This is a genomic window from Cardiobacterium sp., assembly GCF_057314735.1.
The window spans coordinates 36,174-58,083 of the sequence record NZ_DBHKZK010000013.1 but is presented as its reverse complement, the minus strand read 5'-3'; the positions used below and the strand labels follow the sequence as shown (position 1 = coordinate 58,083).

16 protein-coding genes and 2 pseudogenes are annotated in these 21,910 nt (G+C 59.4%); 13 read left to right on the top strand and 5 right to left on the bottom strand.

Annotation, left to right across the window (positions count from 1 at the left end):
- The first annotated feature begins 23 nt into the window (after nucleotides 1–23).
- A complete protein-coding gene (locus tag ACO54Z_RS01100) occupies nucleotides 24–320 on the top strand; it encodes a lipoprotein (RefSeq protein ID WP_298079371.1) in 297 nt (98 codons plus the stop codon).
- A gap of 93 nt (nucleotides 321–413) precedes the next feature.
- Here the strand turns inward: ACO54Z_RS01100 and ACO54Z_RS01095 are convergent, their stop codons facing one another.
- On the bottom strand, nucleotides 414–755 hold the full coding sequence (locus ACO54Z_RS01095; RefSeq protein ID WP_298079372.1) for a winged helix-turn-helix transcriptional regulator: 342 nt from the start codon (nucleotides 753–755) through the stop codon (nucleotides 414–416).
- A 29-nt stretch (nucleotides 756–784) separates the two neighbouring features.
- Nucleotides 785–1,237, bottom strand: a complete 453-nt coding sequence (locus ACO54Z_RS01090) for a methyltransferase family protein (RefSeq protein WP_485995353.1) — start codon at nucleotides 1,235–1,237, stop codon at nucleotides 785–787.
- A 178-nt stretch (nucleotides 1,238–1,415) separates the two neighbouring features.
- Between ACO54Z_RS01090 and ACO54Z_RS01085 the strand changes: the two genes are divergently transcribed.
- Entirely contained in the window at nucleotides 1,416–2,429 is a 1,014-nt protein-coding gene (locus tag ACO54Z_RS01085; RefSeq protein WP_485995352.1) for a zinc-binding alcohol dehydrogenase family protein, read from the top strand.
- A 118-nt stretch (nucleotides 2,430–2,547) separates the two neighbouring features.
- Here the strand turns inward: ACO54Z_RS01085 and ACO54Z_RS01080 are convergent, their stop codons facing one another.
- On the bottom strand, nucleotides 2,548–3,078 hold the full coding sequence (locus tag ACO54Z_RS01080) for an ABC transporter substrate-binding protein (RefSeq protein WP_485995351.1): 531 nt from the start codon (nucleotides 3,076–3,078) through the stop codon (nucleotides 2,548–2,550).
- Between the two features lie 357 nt (nucleotides 3,079–3,435).
- On the opposite strand from ACO54Z_RS01080, the gene ACO54Z_RS01075 reads away from it, so the two are divergent.
- Nucleotides 3,436–3,987, top strand: a complete 552-nt coding sequence (locus ACO54Z_RS01075; protein WP_485995350.1) for a hypothetical protein — start codon at nucleotides 3,436–3,438, stop codon at nucleotides 3,985–3,987.
- Nucleotides 3,988–4,398: 411 nt separating this feature from the next.
- Here the strand turns inward: ACO54Z_RS01075 and ACO54Z_RS01070 are convergent, their stop codons facing one another.
- Complete coding sequence (locus tag ACO54Z_RS01070; RefSeq protein ID WP_485995349.1) at nucleotides 4,399–5,874, bottom strand: UbiD family decarboxylase; 1,476 nt, start codon at nucleotides 5,872–5,874, stop codon at nucleotides 4,399–4,401.
- Between the two features lie 124 nt (nucleotides 5,875–5,998).
- Between ACO54Z_RS01070 and ubiU the strand changes: the two genes are divergently transcribed.
- From ubiU to lipA, 10 genes and pseudogenes are all read left to right on the top strand, one after another.
- Nucleotides 5,999–7,003 (top strand): ubiquinone anaerobic biosynthesis protein UbiU, encoded by a 1,005-nt coding sequence (gene ubiU / locus ACO54Z_RS01065; protein WP_485995348.1) that lies wholly within the window; start codon nucleotides 5,999–6,001, stop codon nucleotides 7,001–7,003.
- 131 nt (nucleotides 7,004–7,134) lie between these two features.
- Nucleotides 7,135–8,049, top strand: a pseudogene (locus tag ACO54Z_RS01060) (U32 family peptidase); the annotation flags it as partial.
- 174 nt (nucleotides 8,050–8,223) lie between these two features.
- A complete protein-coding gene (gene ubiT, locus ACO54Z_RS01055) occupies nucleotides 8,224–8,811 on the top strand; it encodes a ubiquinone anaerobic biosynthesis accessory factor UbiT (RefSeq protein WP_485995421.1) in 588 nt (195 codons plus the stop codon).
- Nucleotides 8,812–9,406: 595 nt separating this feature from the next.
- Nucleotides 9,407–10,579 (top strand): annotated as a pseudogene (locus tag ACO54Z_RS01050) (multidrug effflux MFS transporter).
- Between the two features lie 78 nt (nucleotides 10,580–10,657).
- Entirely contained in the window at nucleotides 10,658–11,440 is a 783-nt protein-coding gene (gene ygiD / locus ACO54Z_RS01045; RefSeq protein WP_485995347.1) for a 4,5-DOPA-extradiol-dioxygenase, read from the top strand.
- 162 nt (nucleotides 11,441–11,602) lie between these two features.
- Nucleotides 11,603–11,875, top strand: a complete 273-nt coding sequence (locus tag ACO54Z_RS01040) for a PTS sugar transporter subunit IIB (RefSeq protein ID WP_485995346.1) — start codon at nucleotides 11,603–11,605, stop codon at nucleotides 11,873–11,875.
- Between the two features lie 9 nt (nucleotides 11,876–11,884).
- Nucleotides 11,885–13,270 carry a PTS ascorbate transporter subunit IIC gene (ulaA, locus tag ACO54Z_RS01035; RefSeq protein WP_485995345.1) on the top strand — a complete coding sequence of 462 codons (1,386 nt, stop codon included), beginning with the start codon at nucleotides 11,885–11,887 and terminating at the stop codon, nucleotides 13,268–13,270.
- A 418-nt stretch (nucleotides 13,271–13,688) separates the two neighbouring features.
- Nucleotides 13,689–14,210, top strand: coding sequence for an SMC-Scp complex subunit ScpB (gene scpB / locus ACO54Z_RS01030; RefSeq protein ID WP_298081366.1), 522 nt, complete (start codon nucleotides 13,689–13,691; stop codon nucleotides 14,208–14,210).
- Complete coding sequence (locus ACO54Z_RS01025; RefSeq protein WP_298081365.1) at nucleotides 14,203–14,988, top strand: pseudouridine synthase; 786 nt, start codon at nucleotides 14,203–14,205, stop codon at nucleotides 14,986–14,988. The genes scpB and ACO54Z_RS01025 overlap by 8 nt, the downstream gene beginning before the upstream one ends.
- A 29-nt stretch (nucleotides 14,989–15,017) precedes the next feature.
- Entirely contained in the window at nucleotides 15,018–16,001 is a 984-nt protein-coding gene (gene lipA, locus ACO54Z_RS01020) for a lipoyl synthase (protein WP_485995344.1), read from the top strand.
- A gap of 91 nt (nucleotides 16,002–16,092) precedes the next feature.
- Here the strand turns inward: lipA and ACO54Z_RS01015 are convergent, their stop codons facing one another.
- The gene (locus ACO54Z_RS01015; protein WP_485995343.1) at nucleotides 16,093–20,595 is read right to left on the bottom strand and encodes a calcium-binding protein; all 4,503 of its coding nucleotides are present in this window, start codon (nucleotides 20,593–20,595) and stop codon (nucleotides 16,093–16,095) included.
- Between the last annotated feature and the right edge of the window lie 1,315 nt (nucleotides 20,596–21,910).

The window sequence follows — 21,910 nt, the reverse complement described above, 5'->3', positions numbered from 1 at the left end:
CAATCGAATAGACAGGAGATCTCATGAAAAAGAGTTTGCTCACCTTGGCCGCGCTGCTTGCCTTAAGTGCTTGTTCATCCAGCAAAAAGGAAGACGTGGCAGAAGCCGCACCGGTGACGGCCGCCGCGCCGGTGGAAACCGTCGCCCCCACGCCGATGGAGCCGCACTGGTCGCGTCCCAACACCAGCATCGCCGAGACCGCGCAGCAGGTCAGCCGCTGTGAATATGATGTTGGCATGAACACCGGCATTGCCGACAGCAAGCGCCACGATATGTTCGAGGCGTGTATGCAGAAAGAGGGGTATTCCTGGATTGAGTAATCCGCCGTCCCTGAATGAAAGGCAGCCGCAAGGCTGTCTTTTTTATGGCAGTTTTCCTGAAGACTCATACAGCGCTGTCTCGCTGTACTGTCTTCAGCGGCGTGCCTTGTGCCTGTCGCCCCAAGTCTTCAGCGCCGCCAGCACGGGCGCAAGCGTTTGCCCGTATGCGCTGAGGCGGTATTCCACGCGCGGCGGCACTTCGGCATAGACGGTGCGTTCGATGATGCCGTCGGCTTCCAGGGCGCGAAGCTGCGCGGTGAGCGTGCGCTGCGACACGGCGGGCAGGATGCGGCGGATTTCGTTGAACCGCAGCACGCCGTCGGTATGCAGGCGGTAGAGTATTGTGCCTTTCCATTTGCCGCCGATAACGGCCAGCGCGGCTTCCACCGAGCAGCCCTCGGCGCAGTCGAACGCGGTGTGTGCGGTTTTGCCCATATTTGTTCCTTTTGGGGTTGGCGGCTGCTTTATATCCAGCGCCGTGTCCGGCGGCAGTATGCGCGGTAGGCATCGCCGAATTTCCCGGTCAGAATGCGCTCTTCAGGGATGATTTGGAAACGGGTAATCCAGGCGGCAAAAACCGCCACGCCCGCCCAGGCGGCGGTCTGTGCCAGATGCAATGCCCATGCGGCCAGCAGCAGTGCCATGCCCAGATACATCGGGTTGCGGCTGAAGCGGTAGATGCCGTCTGCAACAATCAGACGGCTTTTGCCGGGCGTGTGCGGATTGGCGGTGGTGTGGTGGCGGCAGAATGCGGCCGAACCTGCGAGTATCGCGCCGACGCCCGTCGCTGCGACTGCCGCCGCAAACCACGGCATGGCGGGCAATGCGGCAGGCAGCCATGTCGCCAGTCTGGACATCAGCGCGGCACACAGCAGCATCACGGCAAGCGGCGGGATTTTCAGTTCCAATGCGTTCATGAGTTGTTCCTTTCAGACGACGTCTCTCGGTTTTGGCTTCGCAGAAGTCCATATATTCGCGTTCAGGCTGTCTTCGGCAGTATCCGATAAGTAACCTGCTGAAAAATAAGTGCCTTCTTAACAAGTTCGCGCCTTCATCTTATGATGCCCGCGTCTTTTTCACAACCGGAGAAACACCATGAAAGCCGTCGGATTCAACCGCCCGCTGCCCGTCAGCGACGAAAACAGCCTGCTCGACATCGAACTGCCCGCGCCCGAACCCAAGCCGCACGATTTGTTGGTGGAAGTGTATGCCGTGTCGGTCAATCCCGCCGACGTGAAAGTCCGCGCCGCGCACACGCCTGCCGAAGGGCAGTACCGCGTGTTGGGCTGGGACGCGGCGGGCGTGGTCAAAGCCGTCGGCAACGCAGTACGCGGCTTTGCGGCGGGCGACGAGGTGTATTACGCGGGCGCCATCAACCGTCAGGGCTCGTATGCCCAGTTGCAGGCGGTGGACAGCCGCATCGCCGCCAAAAAACCGCGCACGCTGGATTTTGCCCAGGCCGCCGCGCTGCCGCTGACCGCGCTCACCGCGTGGGAAACGCTGTTTGACCGCCTCGACGTGAGCAAACCCGTGGCAGGCGGCAGCCGCGCCCTGCTGCTGGTGGGCGGCGCGGGCGGGGTTGGTTCGATTACCGTGCAACTGCTCAAAACGCTTACCGACATTCAAATCATCGCCACCGCCTCCCGTCCCGAGAGCGAAGCATGGCTGCGCAGCCTCGGCGCGGATTTTGTGATTAACCATCACCACAGCCTGCCCGAACAGGTGGAAAAACTCGGCATCGGCGCACCCTCGTGGGCGTTTTCCACCAGCCATACCGAACATTACCTGCCGCAACTGGCGGAACTGCTCGCCCCGCAAGGCCGCATCGCGCTGATTGACGACCCTGCCGTGCTCGATGCCAATCCGCTGAAAGGCAAGAGTATTTCGCTGCATTGGGAATTCATGTTCACCCGCCCCCTGTACGAAACCGCCGACATCGCGCGGCAGGGCGAAATCCTTGCCAAAGTCGCGCAACTGGCGGACGAAGGCCGTCTGCAAACCACCGCCACGCACATTATCGACGGCATCAACGCCGCCAACCTGCGCCGCGCCCATCAGATGGTGGAACGCGGCGACATGGTGGGCAAAGTGGTGCTGGCGGGGTGGTGAACAGGCTCGGAGAGGCCGCCTGAAAGCCAAAAAAGCAGCCTGAAAGCATTAACACGGCTTTCAGGCTGCTTCTGTTTTGGCCGGGCAAGCTGCTGTTCAGGCGGTCTTGCCGTTTCGCTTATTCCCCGGCCGCTCCCCCAGCGCGCGGTCTTCTGCCGTGACCGAGGTCAGCCGCGCTGCTTTGGTCAATGTCGTCAATCAGCCGTGCGGCTTCGCTTTCTTTGTCAAAGAGTTTGCCAAAGGCGGTGATGCGCGCCTTGCCGCTCTCGCGGATGGCGGCATTGTCGATGGTCATGTCGATGGTCGGCCAATGCGCTGCCAGGCGGGGGAAGGCTTCCGCGCCGGGGCCGCCGGTGATAACGAGGTCGGGCTGGTAGCGGGCAAGCGCTTCGTAATCTGGCTCAAAGACGGTGCCGACGGTCTGCGCGCGGGCAAAGACGGGCGCGAGGTAGTCGATTTCCATTTTTGCCGTGGTCGCGCCAACGGGGACGCCGAGTTGTTCGAGGCTGTCGAGCGCCGCCCAGTCAAAGACGGCGATTTTTGCCGGCTGCGGCGGCACTTCTGCCACGCCGCGCGCGGTTTCGAGGAGGATGGCGGTCTGCGCCCAGGCAGCGCAGCAACAGAGGAGGAAGGGCAAGACACGCAACATGGTTGGCTCCGGGTGATGGTTCGTGCCTTACGATAGCAATGGCGCAGGCGAAGCTGCGGCAGATGTGGCGGTTTTTCCCGATGGCGCGGGATTTTTTCCGGATTGGGATGGTTTGTCTGGTTACATACACCTTGAGCGCTCAAGTGTATGTATAACTCACAGCCCGTAGGGGCGGGGTGGGGTGGAGACAGCAGACAACAGCTCGGCAGGTTTGGGATTTTGTCGGGTTGTCGTACAAGTTATGGTTTGGAAGGAAGTCTATTGATTGCAGCCCTCTCCCACAGGGAGAGAGCAGATCGGTGGCTTGCAAGCCCGTGTTACAATAAAAATCACAAACCCAACATGGAATACTGAAATATGAATAAATTTATTATTTTGCTGCTACTGGCGGCAAATACCGCATGGCTGTCAGCAGCCGCAGACTCCTTGCCGTCCCAAACGCTGAATGCGGGTGAAAAAACGGCTGAAACAAACGGGGCGCAGGCGATCCCACAGTCTTTGCGGGAAATTTTAAGAAATCCGGAAGGATGGGAAATGGATATCTATTCATTCCCTTACGAAATCGATACCTTCGTTCCGGTTTCCGCTGAAACACTGTATGCAAAAGGTTTGAATGTTAGCCATGCACACACATCGGACAAAGCGCTTGTCGGGGAGGTCTTCAGCATTTTGAACAACATGGAATTCAAGAATTATTACAATGAATTGCGAGAAACCAGATTTTTAATAAAATTAAAACACAGCCAGAAAGACATAGAAATCATCCTTTTGGATGAAGCCAATGCGCCCGATTTTATGATTTTCCAGATTGAAAAAATCGAAAATGGGAAAGTGGAAAAGTTCCCCACTGGAATCACTGTCCAGGCCGGAGCATTGAAGCAGCTGGCCAAAAGGGCAACAGGAAAGTAAGCGTTACGGCGGCTGGTTCGACCGGAAAGGGCAGCCTGAAAAACCGTTATGGCGGTTTTCAGGCTGCCTTTTGCTGTGGTGGGCGGCTGTTTGGGCGTCTTCGGGCGGCGCATCGGTGAGCAGCCCGTAGGGGCGGTTAGGGCGAAGCCCGACAAGCATTTGCTCGCGCAGCGAGAGACCGCCCGCCATCATCAACACGGGGTTACGCGCGTTCCCCGCTAACCGCCCCTACGCGGGTTGAATGGACAACGGTGGTGGCATGGATGCCTCTACCCCCTCCCCAACCCTCCTCCGGGCCCCACGCAAAATGCATCCGCATTTTGCGTGGGAACCCGCCCGCTGCGCTTCGCTGCGGGGGAGGGGGCGTTTGGTGGTTTACATACACCTTGAGCGCTCATGTGTATGTATAACTCACAGCCCCAATTCACCCCAAATACGGTCAATCTTCGCCACCGTCGCCGGGTCGGGCTGGATGGGGCGTCCCCAGTCGCGCGTGGTTTCGCCCGGCCATTTCGTGGTTGCGTCCAGCCCCATTTTGCCGCCGAGGCCGCTGGTGGGGCTGGCAAAGTCGAGGTAGTCAATCGGCGTGTTTTCGATGAGCAGGGTGTCGCGCACCGGGTCGGCGCGGGTGGTGAGCGCCCAGATGACGTCGCGCCAGTCGCGGCAGTTGATGTCGTCATCGACCACGATCAGGTATTTGGTGTAGCTGAACTGGCGCAGATAGCTCCAGCAGCCCAGCATGATGCGCCGCGCGTGCCCGGGGTATTCTTTTTTGATGCTGACCACGGCGATGCGGTAGGAGCAGCCTTCCGGCGGCAGGTAGAAATCGACGATTTCCGGAAATTGTTTTTGCAGCAAGGGGATATAGACTTCGTTCAGGGCGGCGGCGAGGATGGCGGGTTCGTCCGGCGGTTTGCCGAGGTAGGTGCTGTGGTAGATCGCGCCGTCGCGCAGGGTGGCGCGTTCGATGGTAAACACGGGAAATTCCGCCTGGCTGTTGTAGTAGCCGGTGTGGTCGCCGTAAGGGCCTTCAGTCGCCATGTCGCCGGGGTAGATGTGGCCTTCGAGGAGGATTTCCGCGCGTGCGGGCGCGTGTAGGCCGCTGGCAAGGCGCACGACTTCGCTACGCGCGCCGCGCAGGAGGCCGGCGAAGCGGTATTCGCTTAGGCTGTCCGGGATGGGGGCGACAGCGGCGAGCAGGGTTGCCGGGTCGCAGCCGATGGCGACGGCGACGGGAAAGGGGCGGCCGGGGTGCATCTCGCAATGGGCGCGGTAGTCGAGCGCGCCGCCGCGATGGGCGAGCCAGCGCATGATGACGCGGTTTTTGCCGACCGGCTGCTGGCGGTAGATGGCGACGTTTTGCCGGGGCAGGCGGGCGCTTTGGGTGATGACCAGTCCCCAGGTGATGAGCGGCGCGATGTCGTCCGGCCAGGCGTGCTGGATGGGCAGGCGGGCGAGGTCGATGTCGTCGCCGTGAATGACGGTGTGCGCGCAGGGCGGCGCGTCGTACACGCGCGGCGTCATGTCCCAGATGTTTTTCGCCAGCCGCACTTTGCCCAGCGCCTCGGCGAGATTGTCCGGCGGCGTGGGCTCTTTCAAATCCGCCAGTTGGCGGCCAATCGCGCGCAGCCGCGATGGCTCCGCGCCCATGCCCAGCGCCACCCGCTCGCGCGTGCCGAACAGGTTGGCAAGGACGGGATAACCGTAGCGGCTGCCGTCGGCGCGGACGGGGTTTTCAAAGAGCAGCGCCGGGCCGCCGTTGGCAAGAACGCGGCGCGCGATTTCGGTGATTTCCAGATGCGGCGAGACGGGATGATAGACGCGCTTCAGCGCGCCACGGCTTTCCAGCAGGGTGATGAAGTCGCGCAGGTCGGAACAGGGGAGCATGGTTGCCTCAAGGTTGTCATGTGCGCGCATTATGCGGTGATTTTTATCAACGAGATAGGTTACACAATAGAGTATTGTTCACGCATGGAATAAAATCCGCGAAACCCGCTCACAGGAGGCCATCATGCCGCGAAAAATCCCCGAACTGGTCTGCCCCGCCGGCAACCTGCCCGCCCTGAAAACCGCCATTGATAACGGCGCCGATACCGTCTATCTCGGCCTGAAAGACGCCACCAACGCGCGCAACTTCCCCGGCCTCAACTTCACCCGCGACAGCGTCGCCGAAGGCATTGCCTACGCCCACGCGCGCGGGCGGCAGGTGCTGATGGCCATCAACACCTTCGTCCAGGCCGGACAAATGGCGCGCTGGCAGCAGGCGGTCGATACCGCCGCCAGTCTCGGCGCCGATGCCGTTATCGTCGCCGACCCCGCCGTGCTCGCCTACGCCAGCGAAAAACACCCCGGCCTGCGCCTGCATATGTCGGTGCAAAGCTCGGCGACCAACTACGAAGCGATTAACCTGATGCAAGAGCTGTTCGGCATCCGCCGCGTCGTCCTGCCGCGCGTGCTCACCATTGAGCAGGTGCAGCACGTCATCGAAAACACCGACGTCGAAATCGAAGTCTTCGGCTTCGGCAGCCTCTGCGTCATGGTCGAAGGACGCTGCATCCTCTCCAGCTACGCCACCGGCGAATCGCCGAATATGCAGGGCGTCTGCTCGCCCGCGAAAGCCGTGCGCTGGGAAGAACACCCCGACCGCATGGACGTGCGCTTAAACGACGTCCTCATTGACCGCTACCGCCCGGACGAACCCGCCGGCTACCCGACCCTGTGCAAAGGCCGCTTTGACGTCGCGGGCGAAACCTACTACGCGCTGGAAGAACCGACCAGCCTTAACGTCATCGAAGTATTGCCCAAACTCATCGACATCGGCGTCGCCGCCATCAAAATCGAAGGCCGCCAGCGCAGCCAAATGTACAGCGCGCAAGTGACGCGCACCCTGCGCGCCGCCCTCGACGCCGCCGCCAAAGAAAACTACCGCGTCGCCCCGGCATGGCAGGCCGCACTCGGCAAAGTCTCCGAAGGCAGCCAATCGACGCTCGGCGCTTACAGCAGACCGTGGAAATAAAAAAACGCCCCTCTCCCTGTGGGGAACGTTCGCATACCTCGCAGCCGGATTGCCAAACTGCTAACCCCATTACCGCCATTTATACATACACCTGAGCGCTCAAAGTGTATGTAAACAAACAACAAGGAAACATCATGAGCCTCAAACTCTCCCTCGGAGCCATCCAGTACTACTGGCCGAAACAAACCGTCTTCGCCTGGTACGACCGCATCGCCGACACCGACGCCGACATCATCTACCTCGGCGAAACCGTCTGCGCGCGCCGCCACGAACTGCGCCTCGCCGACTGGCTCGCCATTGCCGACAACCTCGCCGCATCCGGCAAAGAAGTCCTGCTCGCCAGCCAGACCCTGCTCGAAAGCGAGAGCGACCTCAAACGCCTGCGCAAAATCGCCAAACAAGAGCGCTATCCCATCGAAGCCAACGACATGGGCGCGGTCAAACTGGCGCGCGACCACGGCCACCCCTTCGTCGCAGGCGCCAGCCTCAACCTCTACAACGAACACACCCTTGCCCTTGTCCGCCGCCTCGGCGCCTACCGCTGGCAGCCGCCCGCCGAACTCAGCCGCGACAAACTCGCCACCCTGCTTGCCGCCAGCGCCGACCCCGGCGAAACCGAACTCCTTGCCTGGGGCAAAATCCCGCTCGCCTACTCCTCGCGCTGCTTCACCGCGCGCCACTACAACCTCAACAAAGACAACTGCCAATTCCGCTGCCTCGAACACCCGCACGGCATGAGCATGGACACCCGCGAAAAAACGCCCTTCCTCACCATCAACGGCATCCAGACCATGTCGCACGGCAGCCAATGCCTGCTGGCGCACCACGCCGACATCGCCGCCCTCGGCGTCGGCATCCTCCGCCTCTCGCCGCAGCTTGAGCACATGGCGGAAATCATCGCCCTGCACCGGCAAACACTGGACGGTGCAATTCCCGCCGCCGACGCCCTGCGCGAACTGGCACCGCTTGCGCTCGGCGCGCTGGTGGACGGCTACTGGCACGGCAACCCCGGCATCGAAAAAATCAAAACCTACTACAGCGAAGCCAACGTCGGCCCCATCTACCAGCCGGAAGAAGTTGCCAGCATTGCCGTTCCAGAACCGCAAGACCCCTTGCCGTCCACCAATTTGCCCCCTCCCCCGCAGGACGCGCAGCGTTCGCAGCGGGACTGGAACAGCTCGTCCGAAGGACGAGAAAGGGCTGGGGTGGGGGTAGCGTCCATGAAATTACCGCCGATGCAAACCCGTCCTCTCCGAAACGGCGTACCTTTCAGCACATCTCCCGATTCCCAAAACCCGGCACCTTCTACCCCCACCCGCCTGCTCGCCAAACTGCGCCCCACCCAACCGCTGCCGGGCTGGCTCGCGCGCATAGGCCGCCACCTGCCCGCCCTGCCGCCGCGCCTCATCCTCGTGCAAACCCTGAACCAAATGCTGCGCCGCGGCCTCTTGCCCGCCGACATGACACAATTTGCCGGACGTCACTTCCAGCTTGACGTACTGGATCTGGGCATCAGCATCCGCTTCAGCGCCGACACACAGCGCTTCACCGCAGAGAATTACCCCGGCGCGCCCGACCTGCGCCTTGCCGCCAACAGCGCCGACTACCTGCGCATGATTTTGCGCGAAGAAGACCCCGACACCCTCTTCTTCAACCGCAAACTGCAAATCGAAGGCGACACCGCGCTGGGGCTCGCTACCAAAAACCTGCTCGACTGCGTGGACTGGCGCTGGCAACGCCTGCTGCCACAGCGCCTCACCGCCTGGCTGCAAACGCGCGGACACCGCTGGTACCCCGGCGCGGCATAGGGCATTTACATACATCTTCCCCGCTACCCTGTATGTATAGCCATCCACCGAAAGTTTCAGACAAGGCGCGCCGCTGAAGGCAGTACGCATTTGTACGGCGAAGCGGCGCAACACAGTATGAGGCTTTCGGTGGATGGCTATAAAACACCATCGTCGTAGGGTGGGGCTTGCCCCACCGCGCTGACGCGACTGCGGGAACAAATGCTGCGCTCTCTCCCCCGTTGCCTGCAAAAAGGGAACAAATGCCGAAAACTGCACCGTTCTGCCCCCTCCCCCTGCGGGGGAGGGCTGGGGTGGGGTTCGCCTGCATACCTCAATGCTCATGCAGCACTTCAAAGCCGGACATTTCATGATGGTGGGGCAAGCCCCACCCTACCGCCCGCGCAAATGTTTGCAGTGGAGAACACCTCATGAAGTGTATTTTGAAGAAGTGTTGCACTTGGGTTGACAATTCGCCCCCGTACCGGTTATGCCTTTCCCCCGCAGGCGGAAACCGCATTACCGCATTTTTTTCACAAGCCTGTGCGCGCGGTGGTGGCTAATCAGGCGGGGCGTTGCCCGCTATACTTGCCGTTTTTCGCAATCGGAGTGTTTGATGGCGACCAAGCGCAATACTTTGTTTTTTATGATGACTTTGAGCGCGCTGATGGCGCTTACCTCGCTTTCGACCGATATTTACCTGCCCGCACTGCCGCTGATGTCGCGCACGCTCGGCGGCGATGCGGCGCTGACCATCACCGGTTTTCTCATCGGTTTTGCCATCGCGCAGCTCGTCTGGGGGCCGGTGAGCGACCGCATCGGGCGCAGGTTGCCGCTGTTTCTGGGAATGCTGCTGTTTGTGGCAGGCTCGGTCGGTTGTGCGCTGGCGCAGTCGCTGCCCACGGTGGTGTTCTGGCGCGTGTTTCAGGCGCTGGGAGCGTGTGTCGGGCCGATGTTGTCGCGGGCGATGGTGCGGGATCTGTTCGGCACGACGCGCGCGGCGCAGGTGCTGTCCTCGCTGGCGATGATTATGGTGGTGGCGCCGCTGGTGGGGCCGCTCGTCGGCGGGTTGCTGCTGAAGGTCGCCAGTTGGCACGCGCATTTTTGGCTGCTCGCCGCGATTGGCGTGTTGATGTTTGTGGCGGTGTTGCGCCTGCCGGAGACGTTGCCGCCGCGCCGCCGGGCGGCGGGCTCGCTCTGGTCGGCGTTCGCCCGCTATCGCGAGTTGCTCGCTCACCGCGTCTTTATGCGTTATACCTTCTGCGTGACGTCTTTTTATGTCGCCGCCTACGCCTTTATTGCCGGTTCGCCTTTTGTTTATATTGATTATTTCGGCATCAATGAGGCGTACTACGGCTTCTGGTTTGGCGTGAATATTTTCGGCGTCTTCGCCCTGAGCGCGGCGAACCGCAGGCTGCTGCGCCATTTCGCCATTGACCGCCTGCTGCGCGCGGCGACGCGGTTTGCCGCCGTGTTCGCGCTGTTGCTGGTCGCGCTGGTGCTGGCCGGGGTCGGCGGCATTTGGGGCATCGCCCTGCCGATGTTCGCCGTGTTCAGCATGAACGGCATCATCGCTGCCTGCGCCAATGCGGCAGCGCTTGCCAGCGTTGATAAATCCGTCGGCGGGGCGGCTGCGGCGCTGCTCGGCGCGCTGTAATATGGCAGCGGCATTGTTTCTTCGCTGCTGCTTGCCGCTTTTGCTGATGGCACGCCACGGCCGATGGCGTGGCTGATTGCCGGGGCGGTCGTCCTGAGCGCGGTGATGGTCGTCCGCGTTAAGCCGCGCTAATGTACAGATGAAGCGGGCGACGCTGGGCGCACCGCAGCGCCCGCCCTACAATGCGCCGCTTTTCTACCGGAGCGTTTTATGTCCACACTTCCCGCCATTTTCCTCGGCCACGGCAGCCCGATGAATGCCATCAACGATAGCAGCCGTTTTAACCGGGGCTTTCTGGCCACCGCCGCCGCCATCGCCAAACCGGAGGCCATCCTGATGGTATCCGCGCACTGGTTCGGGCGCGAGCTGCGCGTGATGAGCGGCGCGCACAATCCCATCCTTTACGATTTCAGCGGCTTCCCCGCCGCGCTCTATCAGGCGCAATACCCGGCGCCGGGCGCGCCCGCACTTGCCGCGCGCGTCTGCGAACTGCTGGCGGCGGACGGCATCCAGCCCGATGCCAGCCGTGGTCTTGACCACGGTGCCTGGGCGGTGTTGCGCCATTTCTACCCCGCCGCCGACGTGCCGGTGGTGCAACTCAGCCTGAACCTGCTGCAACCGGCCGCCTGGCACTGGGCGCTCGCGGCGAAACTGCGGCCGCTACGCGACGAAGGCGTGCTGATTATGGGCAGCGGCAATATCGTCCACAATCTGCGCGCGCTCGATTTCGCCCGTGCCGACGAGGCCTTTGCCTACGACTGGGCGGACGCCTTTCGCCAGCGCATCAACCGCGCGATGGCAGCGGGCGACCGCGACACCCTGCTCAATCACCTCGCGCTTGACCCTGACCGTGCCGCCGTTCCCGCGCCGTTTGAACATTTCCTGCCGCTGCTGTACGTCCTCGCGCAGCGCGACCCCGGCGAACCGCTGCGGATTTTCAACGACGAAATCGTCGGCGGTGCGCTCTCGATGACCTCGGTGCAGGTGGGGTAGGGCGGAGCTGACGAACGCGACCGCCGCCCGCCAATGCTCAAAAAACCCCGCAATCGTGGGGTTTTTTCCGCTATGATATTCATAAATCCACACGGGATAACAACAAATACCCACGGGCGACCCGCCACCTTCCCGCTTTCTTAACTCAACCAGGAGAACTTTATGAAAATCATGGCAGTATGTGCTCACGGTCTCGGCAGCAGCTTCTTGATGGAGATGAACATCAAGAAGGCGCTGGCCAAGCTCAATATTGAAGCGGAAGTCGCCCACTCCGACCTCTCCGTCACCGCCTCCGGCGACGCCGACCTGTTCGTGATGGGCGCGGACATCGTGGACAGCTCCAGCATCGACCGCAGCAAGGTCATCGTCATCAACAATCTCGTCAGCGCCGACGAATTTGAGCAGAAGCTGGCGGTTTACTTCCACCACGACTAGGAGGGCGTCATGAAAGCGCTGCTCGACTTCATCGTTGATATTCTCAAGGTGCCGTCCGTGCTGGTTGGGGTTATCGCCCTTATCGGCTTGATTGCGCAGAAAAAATCCGCCGCTGATACCATCAAGGGCACCATCAAGACCATCCTCGGCTTCATCGTCCTCGGCGGCGGTGCCAGCGTACTGCTCGGCTCGCTGAACCCGCTGGGCGACATCTTCAAGCAGGCGTTTGACGTGCAGGGCGTGGTGCCGAACAACGAAGCCATCGTCTCCGCCGCCCTGCAACAATACGGCACGGCGACCGCGCTCATCATGGCATTCGGCATGGTGGCGAACATCGCCATCGCCCGCTTTACCCGCCTCAAATTCATCTTCCTTACCGGCCACCACACTTTCTACATGGCGTGCATGATTGCCGTCATCCTCGTCGTCGCCGGATTTGAAGGCGCGCAACTGGTGCTGGTCGGCGCGCTGACGCTCGGCCTCATCATGGCGTTCTTCCCGTTTATCGCCCAGCCGTTCATGCGCGACATCACCGGCAGCGACGAAGTCGGCTTCGGCCACTTCGGCACCGTCGGCTACGTGCTGGCGGGGCTAGTCGGGCGCAGCCTGCGCGGCAAATCGCGCTCCACCGAGGAGATGAATCTGCCGAAAAACCTGAGTTTTTTGCGCGACAGCTCCGTTTCCATCGCGCTGACGATGATGGTCATCTACCTCGTGCTGGTCATCGCCGCCGGACAGGACTTCGTGCAGCAGGAAAAATTCTCCAACGGGCAGAATTTCCTCGTTTGGGCGGTGATTCAGGCGATTACCTTCGCCGCCGGCGTCTTCATCATCCTGCAGGGTGTGCGCCTGATACTGGCCGAAATCGTCCCCGCCTTCACCGGCTTCTCGCAAAAGCTGGTGCCGAACGCGCGCCCGGCGCTGGACTGCCCCATCGTCTTCCCCTACGCGCCAAACGCGGTGCTGGTCGGCTTCCTCGCCAGCTTCGCCGGTGGCTTGGTCGGCCTCTTTATCCTCGGCCAACTGCACTGGGTGCTGATTCTGCCCGGCGTGGTGCCGCACTTCTTCTGCGGCGCGACTGCGGGCGTGTTTGGCAACGCCGTCGGCGGTCGCCTCGGCGCGAGCATCGGTGCCTTCCTCCACGGCATCCTCATCACCTTCCTCCCGGTGTGGCTGCTGCCGGTACTGGGCGACCTCGGCTTTGCCAACACCACCTTCTCCGACGCCGACTTCGGCGTGGTCGGCATTGCCCTCGGCTGGCTTGGCAGCCATGCCGGACGCTTTGCCATCACCGCCATCGTCATCGGCATCGTCGCCGCGCTGGTGGTCTATAACTATGCGGTGCCGGAAAAAGTGTCGCTGGACAAGCAGGCTGAAGAAAAAGCGAAGGGCTGAACTGCCTTGCCGCCATCGCAAAATCCGCCGTTTGGCGGGTTTTGGTTTGCTGTTTATTGGTCCGTAGGGTGGGGCTTGCCCCACCGCAGGCGAACTTTTTGCGCGCGCTGTCGCTGCCGATGTATGATTTTTCCCGGAAGGTGTCCTGAAATGTATGCTGATAACCAGCAGAGCTGGCAAAAACCAGCCGTTGCCAATATTCCGCCGGTTCGCCCCCTCCCCTGCAGGGCGAAGCCCGCAGCGGGGGAGGGTTGGGGAGGGGGTAGCATCCGTAACTTCACCGCCAATGCAATTCAGACACCCCTGAGACAGCATACATTTCAGGACACCATCTGATTTTTCCCGTCTGGTGATGGCGGCACCGCCAACGCCCCTAACATCCCCCGCCGGGGGACTTTTTTATTGGTGATGCTTTTTGATGACGACTTTATCCCGCCGTATTGAGGCGATTTTGTTTACCCGCGACGAGGCGGTGAGCGAGGCGCTGCTCGCACAAGCGCTGGATGTTTCCGAAGATGCCGTGCGCGAGGCGCTGGCCGAACTGGCCGCGCGCTACGAGGCGTCGGCGATGGAGCCGGTGCGGCTCGCAGGCGGCTGGCGCTTGCAGTTGCGCCCGGCGTATTTTCCCGCAGTCGCCGCCTTTACCGAGGCGCAGCCGGTGCGCTTTTCCCGTGCCTTTTGGGAGACGCTGGCGTTTATCGCGTATCATCAGCCCGTCACCCGCGCCGAGATTGACGCGGTGCGCGGCGTGACCACCAGCAGCGGCATTTACCGCCAGCTTTTTGACCTGGAATGGATCGAGGTGATCGGCACGAAGGAGGTGCCGGGGCGGCCGGAGTTGCTGGCGACGACGGCGCAGTTTTTGTCTGATTTTTCCGTGGCAAGTCTTGAAGACTTGCCCGCTTTGCCCGATGAGGGTTTTGGAGGCAGTAATGAGTAATGAATTGGAGCGCATCCAGAAATGGCTGGCGGCGCGCGGTTTGGGTTCGCGGCGCGAGATTGAGGGCTGGATTCGTGAGGGTCGCCTGCGCGTCAATGGCAAACCGGCCGAATTGGGGCAGCGCATCAGCGGTCACGAGCGCCTGAGTCTGGACGGCAAACCGCTGCGCGTCTCGCCGGAGCGCGAGGCACCCCGGCAAATCCTGATGTATCACAAGCCGCCGGGCGAAATCTGCACGCGCGACGACCCGGATGGGCGGCCAACGGTGTTCCGCCATCTGCCGAAATTGCGGCAGGGGCGCTGGGTCAGCGTCGGCAGGCTTGACCTCAATACCGCCGGGCTGTTGCTCTTCACCAATGACGGCGCGCTGGCCAACCGCCTGATGCATCCCAGCGCCGAAATCGAACGCGAATACTGGGTGCGGGTCGCGGGCGAGGTCAATGAGGATACCTTGCAGGCGCTGCGCAACGGCATCGAGCTGGAAGACGGCTTCGCCCGCTTCGACGACGTGCAGCCGTTGCAGGCCTTGCACGAAGACGATACCCAGTACAACCGCTACTTCAGCGTGGTACTGAAAGAAGGGCGCAACCGCGAAGTGCGCCGCCTGTGGGAAGCGGTCGGTTGCCAGGTCAGCCGCCTGAAACGCACCCGCTTTGGCAACCTCTGGCTACCGAAAAACCTTGCCGCCGGGCGCTGGCGGCCACTCACCGCCGGTGAGGCGAACGCGCTGCTGAACTTGCTGCAAGGCAAGCGGCGCGACGCAAAGACAGGACTATAATAAGCACACATTAACAATCAGGAATCGTCATGAGCGACCGAGAACAAGCCGCCCCCGTCCGCGTCAAGCCCAACGCGATGGGGGTGAAGAAAAAAGGGGCGGAGAAAATCCGCCAGGTCCCGGAAAACACCGGCCACGTCGGCGAAGAGCGGCTGCGCAAACCCAGCTGGATACGCGCACAATTCCCCGGCGGCGCAGAAGTGCAGCGGATGAAAGCCATCATGCGCGAGCAGAAACTGCACAGCGTCTGCGAAGAAGCCTCCTGCCCGAACATCGGCGAATGCTTCCGCCACAACACCGCCTCCTTCATGATCATGGGCGACATCTGCACCCGCCGCTGCCCCTTCTGCGACGTCGGCCATGGCCGCCCCAACCCGCTCGACCCGATGGAGCCGACGCATCTCGCCGAAACCGTGCGCAACATCGGCCTGCACCACGTCGTCATCACCTCGGTGGATCGCGACGATTTGCTTGACGGCGGTGCCGCGCACTTTGCCGCCTGCGTCCGCGAAATCCGCCGCCTCGCGCCGCGCATGACCGTGGAAATCCTCACCCCCGACTTCCGGGGCCGCATGGACAAAGCCATCGAAATCCTGCGCCACACCCCGCCGGACATCTTCAACCACAACATGGAAACCGTGGCGCGGATGTACGAAGAAGTGCGCCCCGGCGCGAACTACGAAAACTCGCTGGAGCTCCTGCGCGAATACAAAAAGGCGAGCAACAAGCCCGTCATTACCAAATCCGGGCTGATGGTCGGCCTCGGCGAAGAAGTGGACGAAATCCTCGGTGTGATGGAAGACCTGCGCCGCCACGACGTCAGTATGCTCACCGTTGGCCAGTACCTGCAACCGTCGGTACACCACCTGCCGGTCAAGCACTACTACACCCCGGACGAATTCCAGATATTTACCGACGAAGGCCTGAAAATGGGTTTCACCCACGTCGCCTCCGGGCCGATGGTGCGCTCCTCCTTCCACGCCGATATGTCGGCCAAGGCGGTGCTGGACTGAATGCGGGACGGGGCGCAGCCAGTCGCCGGTCATTCATGACCAGGACAAAAGCAAAGAAAAGCCGCCTGCAGGCGGCTCTTTCTTTGCGTTGTTATACCTGACTGGCAACCAGTTGCGGTTTCGGTTGCAGGTCGGGTGCGGCGAGCGCTGTTGGCGAAGCCGTCTGCCCTTGAGCCGCCATGGCAGAAAGCATCTGCTGCGACTGCCGTGCCGCGTTGGCATCCAGCGCACTTGCCGCTGCCGCCGTGGTACCTCCCGTTTTAAGCGCATCGGCGACCGCTGTGGCATTTTGCTGCGCCGTGGCCGGTGATGCTTTTTGCGATGCAGTTGCGGGTGAATCCCCTGATGCGCTGGCAGCTGCCGCTGGTGTCTGCTGCGTATCCGCAGCAACAGTCACAGGCTGGATTTTTGTACTGGCGGCGACCGGGACAAGCGCCGTTGCAGGCTTCGCGGTGATAGCTGCGCTTTTCACAGCGCTACCGGCAGCTTCGCTGTCCGCGGGTTGGGCAGTTTCGGCAGTCGTGCTCTCATCCGGAGCAACACCAGCATCGGCGTTCGCTTGCGGGGTATTGCCCGTAGTTTTAGCAATCACTTTTTGCGGGGCGGGGTGGGCGCGATCAACGACCACAATCGGCTTCTGCGCATTCGTTTCCGCTTGCTTGCTGTCGTCTGTTGTAGTGGAAGCCGTCGGCGCGCTGTTTTCAGGCAATGTGCCTTCTGCTGCGGAAGCGGCGGTTTGCGTCTTCGCATCCACCGGGGCTTTCAAGCCTTCCGTCGGCAAGTCTTTGCCGCGCAATTCCGCCGCCTTGAAAGTGGCATCGTCAAAGTGGAAGTCATAGCGAGCGAATCCTTCGCCATAGAAATAATCTTTGAGTGTTACCTGGTCATCGCCGCCATAAGCTTTAACAACGAGATCCCGTCCTTCACGGCTGAAGCGGGCTTTTTCTGCTTGTGCACCTTCAAAACGCAAGGTGTCTGCTTGTGCATCCCAAACGGCAAGCTCCCGAATCGTATCTTTGCCATGACCAACGCGGAAGATATAAGTGTCGCTTTCAAAGTCGCCACCTTCCAGGTGGTCATCACCGGCGCCGCCATCAAGCGTGTCATGACCGGCACGGCCAAAGAGGGTGTCATTGCCCGCATCGCCGTTGAGCGTGTCATCGCCGTCATCGCCACTGAGCGTGTCGTCGCCTTCCCCACCGTGCAGGGAATCATTGCCGTTGCCGCCGCCCAGGCTGTCGTTACCGGCATCACCGTAAACGGTGTCGTTGCCGTTATGCGCCCAAAGGGTGTCATTACCGGCGCCACCGTGCATGGTGTCGTCCGATTCCCAGCCTTCCATGTGGTCATCATTATCCGTTGCGCTGAAGTCAAAGGCTTTTTTGACGATGTCCTCGCGTCCCAGCTTGTTGTCTTCAAACTGGAAGTAATAGCGGTCACGGTGCCACTGGAAGAAATAATCCTTGAGCCTTACCTGATCGTTGCTGCTGCCGTAAGCCCTGACGATGAGATCGTAGCCTTCGCGGCTGAAGGCGGCATTGCCGGATTGTGCGCCTTCAAAGCGCAGGGTGTCAGTTTCCTCGTCCCGGTAGGCTAAATCAGCAACGGTATCTTTGCCATGACCGGCGCGGAAGATATAAGTGTCGCTTTCAAAGTCGCCACCTTCCAGGTGGTCATCACCGGCGCCGCCATCAAGCGTGTCATGACCGGCACGGCCAAAGAGGGTGTCATTGCCCGCATCGCCGTTGAGCGTGTCATCGCCGTCATCGCCACTGAGCGTGTCGTCGCCTTCCCCACCGTGCAGGGAATCATTGCCGTTGCCGCCGCCCAGGCTGTCGTTACCGGCATCACCGTAAACGGTGTCGTTGCCGTTATGCGCCCAAAGGGTGTCATTACCGGCGCCACCGTGCATGGTGTCGTCCGATTCCCAGCCTTCCATGTGGTCATCATTATCCGTTGCGCTGAAGTCAAAGGCTTTTTTGACGATGTCCTCGCGTCCCAGCTTGTTGTCTTCAAACTGGAAGTAATAGCGGTCACGGTGCCACTGGAAGAAATAATCCTTGAGCCTTACCTGATCGTTGCTGCTGCCGTAAGCCCTGACGATGAGATCGTAGCCTTCGCGGCTGAAGGCGGCATTGCCGGATTGTGCGCCTTCAAAGCGCAGGGTGTCAGTTTCCTCGTCCCGGTAGGCTAAATCAGCAACGGTATCTTTGCCATGACCGGCGCGGAAGATATAAGTGTCGCTTTCAAAGTCGCCACCTTCCAGGTGGTCATCACCGGCGCCGCCATCAAGCGTGTCATGACCGGCACGGCCAAAGAGGGTGTCATTGCCCGCATCGCCGTTGAGCGTGTCATCGCCGTCATCGCCACTGAGCGTGTCGTCGCCTTCCCCACCGTGCAGGGAATCATTGCCGTTGCCGCCGCCCAGGCTGTCGTTACCGGCATCACCGTAAACGGTGTCGTTGCCGTTATGCGCCCAAAGGGTGTCATTACCGGCGCCACCGTGCATGGTGTCGTCCGATTCCCAGCCTTCCATGTGGTCATCATTATCCGTTGCGCTGAAGTCAAAGGCTTTTTTGACGATGTCCTCGCGTCCCAGCTTGTTGTCTTCAAACTGGAAGTAATAGCGGTCACGGTGCCACTGGAAGAAATAATCCTTGAGCCTTACCTGATCGTTGCTGCTGCCGTAAGCCCTGACGATGAGATCGTAGCCTTCGCGGCTGAAGGCGGCATTGCCGGATTGTGCGCCTTCAAAGCGCAGGGTGTCAGTTTCCTCGTCCCGGTAGGCTAAATCAGCAACGGTATCTTTGCCATGACCAGCGCGGAAGATGTAAGTGTCGCTTTCAAAGTTGCCGCCTTCCATGTGGTCATCGCCAGCACCACCATCAAGCGTGTCATGACCGGCACCACCAAAGAGTGCGTCATTTCCGGCACCGCCATTAAGCGTGTCATCGCCGCCATAGCCTTCAAGTACATCGTTACCCTTGTTGCCAACCAGATAATTCGCGCCGTGATTGCCGCGCAGAGTATCGTCGTTGTCTGTGCCGATGCTGTGTCCCAAGGTGGCGAGTGCTTCTTTGCCAAGGGTATTGCTGTAGGCCTCAAAGGTGCCATTGTTACTCGCTTCCTGTGCGTACTGCACGAATTTCTCAGCAAGCGGTGCCATATCGGTATTTTTGCCGTCGGCGTTGCCTTTGGCGAGCAGTTCACCGAGGTCAGTGAATGCCTTGCCGGGGTTTTGCGCGTGGACTTCGTCAAAGAGGGCGGCGACGCCGCTGTAGTCCAGTTGCAGTTTGCCGTCCTCGCTCATGCCGAAGCGGATGGCATTGAGATAGGGCTTGAGGCGGGTCTGGAAGAGCAAGCCGTCGTAGAGGTTGTCGGCGAGGTTGGCGTAGGTTTTTTCGATGGTGTCGAGGGTGTGTTGTGCCTGTGCCTTGGTGCCGTAATAGAGGTGGGTGGAATCGGTGCCGGTGAAGGCGTCAAGAATGCCGATTTTTTCATGCAGAGCAGCTTTCTTTTTCTTATCTGGATCTTCAATACCGAGCAGCGACCAGATGCTGGGGCCCTGAATCGTACCCAATTCTTTGAGTTGTCCCGGAGTGAGCGGAATGGCATTACCTTTATTACCACTGGCTTGGGCAAACTTTTGTGTCGCTGCTGCCAATACACCTTCGGTGGTAAAGCGTTTATCGGTGCCAGCCCAGGCGCGCAGCAGCTGGTCGCGCAGTGCCAGTTGTTCTTCCTTGGTTTGCGCGTTGGCATAGGCTTGCAGGGCGGCGGCGACATCGGGCGATTGTGCCGCCGCTTCGCGCAGGTCGCGCACGCGACCGCTGCCGCGCAGGTTCGGCGCCTGCTGCTGTTCGTCGGTGAGTGACACGCTGTCACTGAAGCGGCTGTGGAAAGGGTCGGCGGCGAGATTGAGGTCGCCCATCTGTTTTTCGTTGCCGTCGCTGTCGGTGTAAGTGCCTTCTTCGGCGAGGCTGTTGCCGTTGCCCAAATCGCGGTCGGTATTCTTGTTGGCGAGGTTGAGCGCCTTGACCTTTGCCTCATTGAGGGTGAGCAGCTCGCCTTCTTGGCTGATGCCATCCTGGTTGAGGTCGCGCCAGACGCGCAGGTGGGCAAAGGCGCTATCGGCGGCATCTACTTTGCCATCGCCGTTATCATCAAGATCGGCCAATGCCTGATAGCCATTGGTGGCACGTTCGCCGTTTTTGAGCAGGGTGTTATCGCCGAAAAGCTCGCCGCCGTTATTGACGACGCCATCGCCATTGCGGTCATAAACGAGGAAACCATCATCCTTGCTGACCCAGCCGGTAGCGAAACGGATGCCGTTTTTGTCGTGATCAAAGAGCGCGCCTTTATGACCGTTGCTGGCAACGGTTTCGATGCCGTTGCCGTTCAGGTCGAGAGCGAGGGGGTCAAAGACAAAATAATAGCCATCACGATTAAGGGCATTCCAGTCAATATATTGGTCGTTATTCCATTCAGGATCAATAGGGGTTAGTAAACTCCAGTCAAAGTTGTTACCCCATGAAAATGAATACTCTTTCTCTTTGCCTAAATCATAGTTACCATTTTTAATCAATTCATCCATTTTTTGCAAGAAACCTGGAGGAATGAGTTCTTTTGGAACGTTTGGGAATAAAAAATCTCCTAACGCAGATAAGCTATCTTTGATTTTATTGCCAAAGAGACTATTCATAAAATTAGCGTAGTTATAAAAATTCTGCATTGCACTGCCACTTGGCATAAATTCACTAATGGCCTGATTTATCAAATCACCCAGTATGGATCTGTTTTGACCTTGATTGTATGCAACTGTATCAGCCGTGCTCAAGGTATTGTATGCTCCTACAGAAGCTGCAATGGCAGCAGCCAGGTCTTTATTTGATCTGGTTTTGAGGTATTGGGCAATTAGTCCAGCTGCAGTTTGAGTCTGCTTATAGCCTAGGTAATATAGCACTCCTGTTATAGCGATTTTTGTTATAGTTTGGTTGCCTATGTAATTCATTATTCTTGAAAAACTATCACCTCGCATACTCATATAATGCTGTACTTCAGTAACCATTGGTTTTCCATATTTATCAACAGCATCATCATATGCCTTGGAAAGACCATATTGATATTCTAAAGCATAACCAATCATACGAGAGGAGTAGCCTCTTGATAAATCGTTTCCTAAAGGAAATAACTTTTGTACTTTTCCAATGGCATCCTCTAATGATTGTGTTTCTTCCGTGCTTCTGGCTCCTGGGTTCGGAACGATATGGCGCATATATTCATCAATATCGTTTAATGCATTAGAGTGCTGTGCATTGCGCATGGCATCCATCACCATCTGAGCTCCCGCTTCAGGAGAAATGGGCATGTTCTTCCTTGCGAGTTCAGAGGTAGTTAACTCCTGCCCTTTTTTGACAATGTTCATCAACTGGCGATTGTCTTCAGACTTACCATCTCGCAGTTTTTCGTACCATTCCTCAGCAGCTTTATCACCATGAAGTCTGGCGTATATACTTACAGGGTCATCAAAAATGCCTTTTACGCCCCGAAAACCACTTTCGTTATGAGCGTAATCCTGAACTTCTTTGTGATCTTTATAGGATAAATCTTCCGTAGTTTGTCCGTGCCCTTTATTAACCTTTTTTCGAAGAATATCCAAGGTCTTATCAGCACTTAGACGATTTAACTCACTCGCAATTTTATTATCAAGATCTTTTCCTGTTTGGTTCTTAAAATTTAGGCTATTATCTGAACCATATGAGGTTTTATTATCGTACTGGTTAAGAGACCATCCAGCACTATGGTAGCCTTTGCTTTCCAGGTCCCGATAGAATCGCCAGATACCATCCTCACCTTTATCAAGCATATTGCTATAGCGTTCAATATCCGCCTGTGTGATGGGATCGCGT

Excerpts from the sequence above, each read along its gene's own strand:
- ACO54Z_RS01100 (WP_298079371.1), top strand. The coding sequence starts at position 24 with ATGAAAAAGAGTTTGCTCACCTTGGCCGCGCTGCTTGCCTTAAGTGCT.
- ACO54Z_RS01095 (WP_298079372.1), bottom strand. The coding sequence starts at position 755 with ATGGGCAAAACCGCACACACCGCGTTCGACTGCGCCGAGGGCTGCTCG.
- ACO54Z_RS01090 (WP_485995353.1), bottom strand. The coding sequence starts at position 1,237 with ATGAACGCATTGGAACTGAAAATCCCGCCGCTTGCCGTGATGCTGCTG.
- ACO54Z_RS01085 (WP_485995352.1), top strand. The coding sequence starts at position 1,416 with ATGAAAGCCGTCGGATTCAACCGCCCGCTGCCCGTCAGCGACGAAAAC.
- ACO54Z_RS01080 (WP_485995351.1), bottom strand. The coding sequence starts at position 3,078 with ATGTTGCGTGTCTTGCCCTTCCTCCTCTGTTGCTGCGCTGCCTGGGCG.
- ACO54Z_RS01075 (WP_485995350.1), top strand. The coding sequence starts at position 3,436 with ATGAATAAATTTATTATTTTGCTGCTACTGGCGGCAAATACCGCATGG.
- ACO54Z_RS01070 (WP_485995349.1), bottom strand. The coding sequence starts at position 5,874 with ATGCTCCCCTGTTCCGACCTGCGCGACTTCATCACCCTGCTGGAAAGC.
- ubiU (WP_485995348.1), top strand. The coding sequence starts at position 5,999 with ATGCCGCGAAAAATCCCCGAACTGGTCTGCCCCGCCGGCAACCTGCCC.
- ubiT (WP_485995421.1), top strand. The coding sequence starts at position 8,224 with ATGAAATTACCGCCGATGCAAACCCGTCCTCTCCGAAACGGCGTACCT.
- ygiD (WP_485995347.1), top strand. The coding sequence starts at position 10,658 with ATGTCCACACTTCCCGCCATTTTCCTCGGCCACGGCAGCCCGATGAAT.
- ACO54Z_RS01040 (WP_485995346.1), top strand. The coding sequence starts at position 11,603 with ATGAAAATCATGGCAGTATGTGCTCACGGTCTCGGCAGCAGCTTCTTG.
- ulaA (WP_485995345.1), top strand. The coding sequence starts at position 11,885 with ATGAAAGCGCTGCTCGACTTCATCGTTGATATTCTCAAGGTGCCGTCC.
- scpB (WP_298081366.1), top strand. The coding sequence starts at position 13,689 with ATGACGACTTTATCCCGCCGTATTGAGGCGATTTTGTTTACCCGCGAC.
- ACO54Z_RS01025 (WP_298081365.1), top strand. The coding sequence starts at position 14,203 with ATGAGTAATGAATTGGAGCGCATCCAGAAATGGCTGGCGGCGCGCGGT.
- lipA (WP_485995344.1), top strand. The coding sequence starts at position 15,018 with ATGAGCGACCGAGAACAAGCCGCCCCCGTCCGCGTCAAGCCCAACGCG.
- ACO54Z_RS01015 (WP_485995343.1), bottom strand. The coding sequence starts at position 20,595 with ATGGATGAATTGATTAAAAATGGTAACTATGATTTAGGCAAAGAGAAA.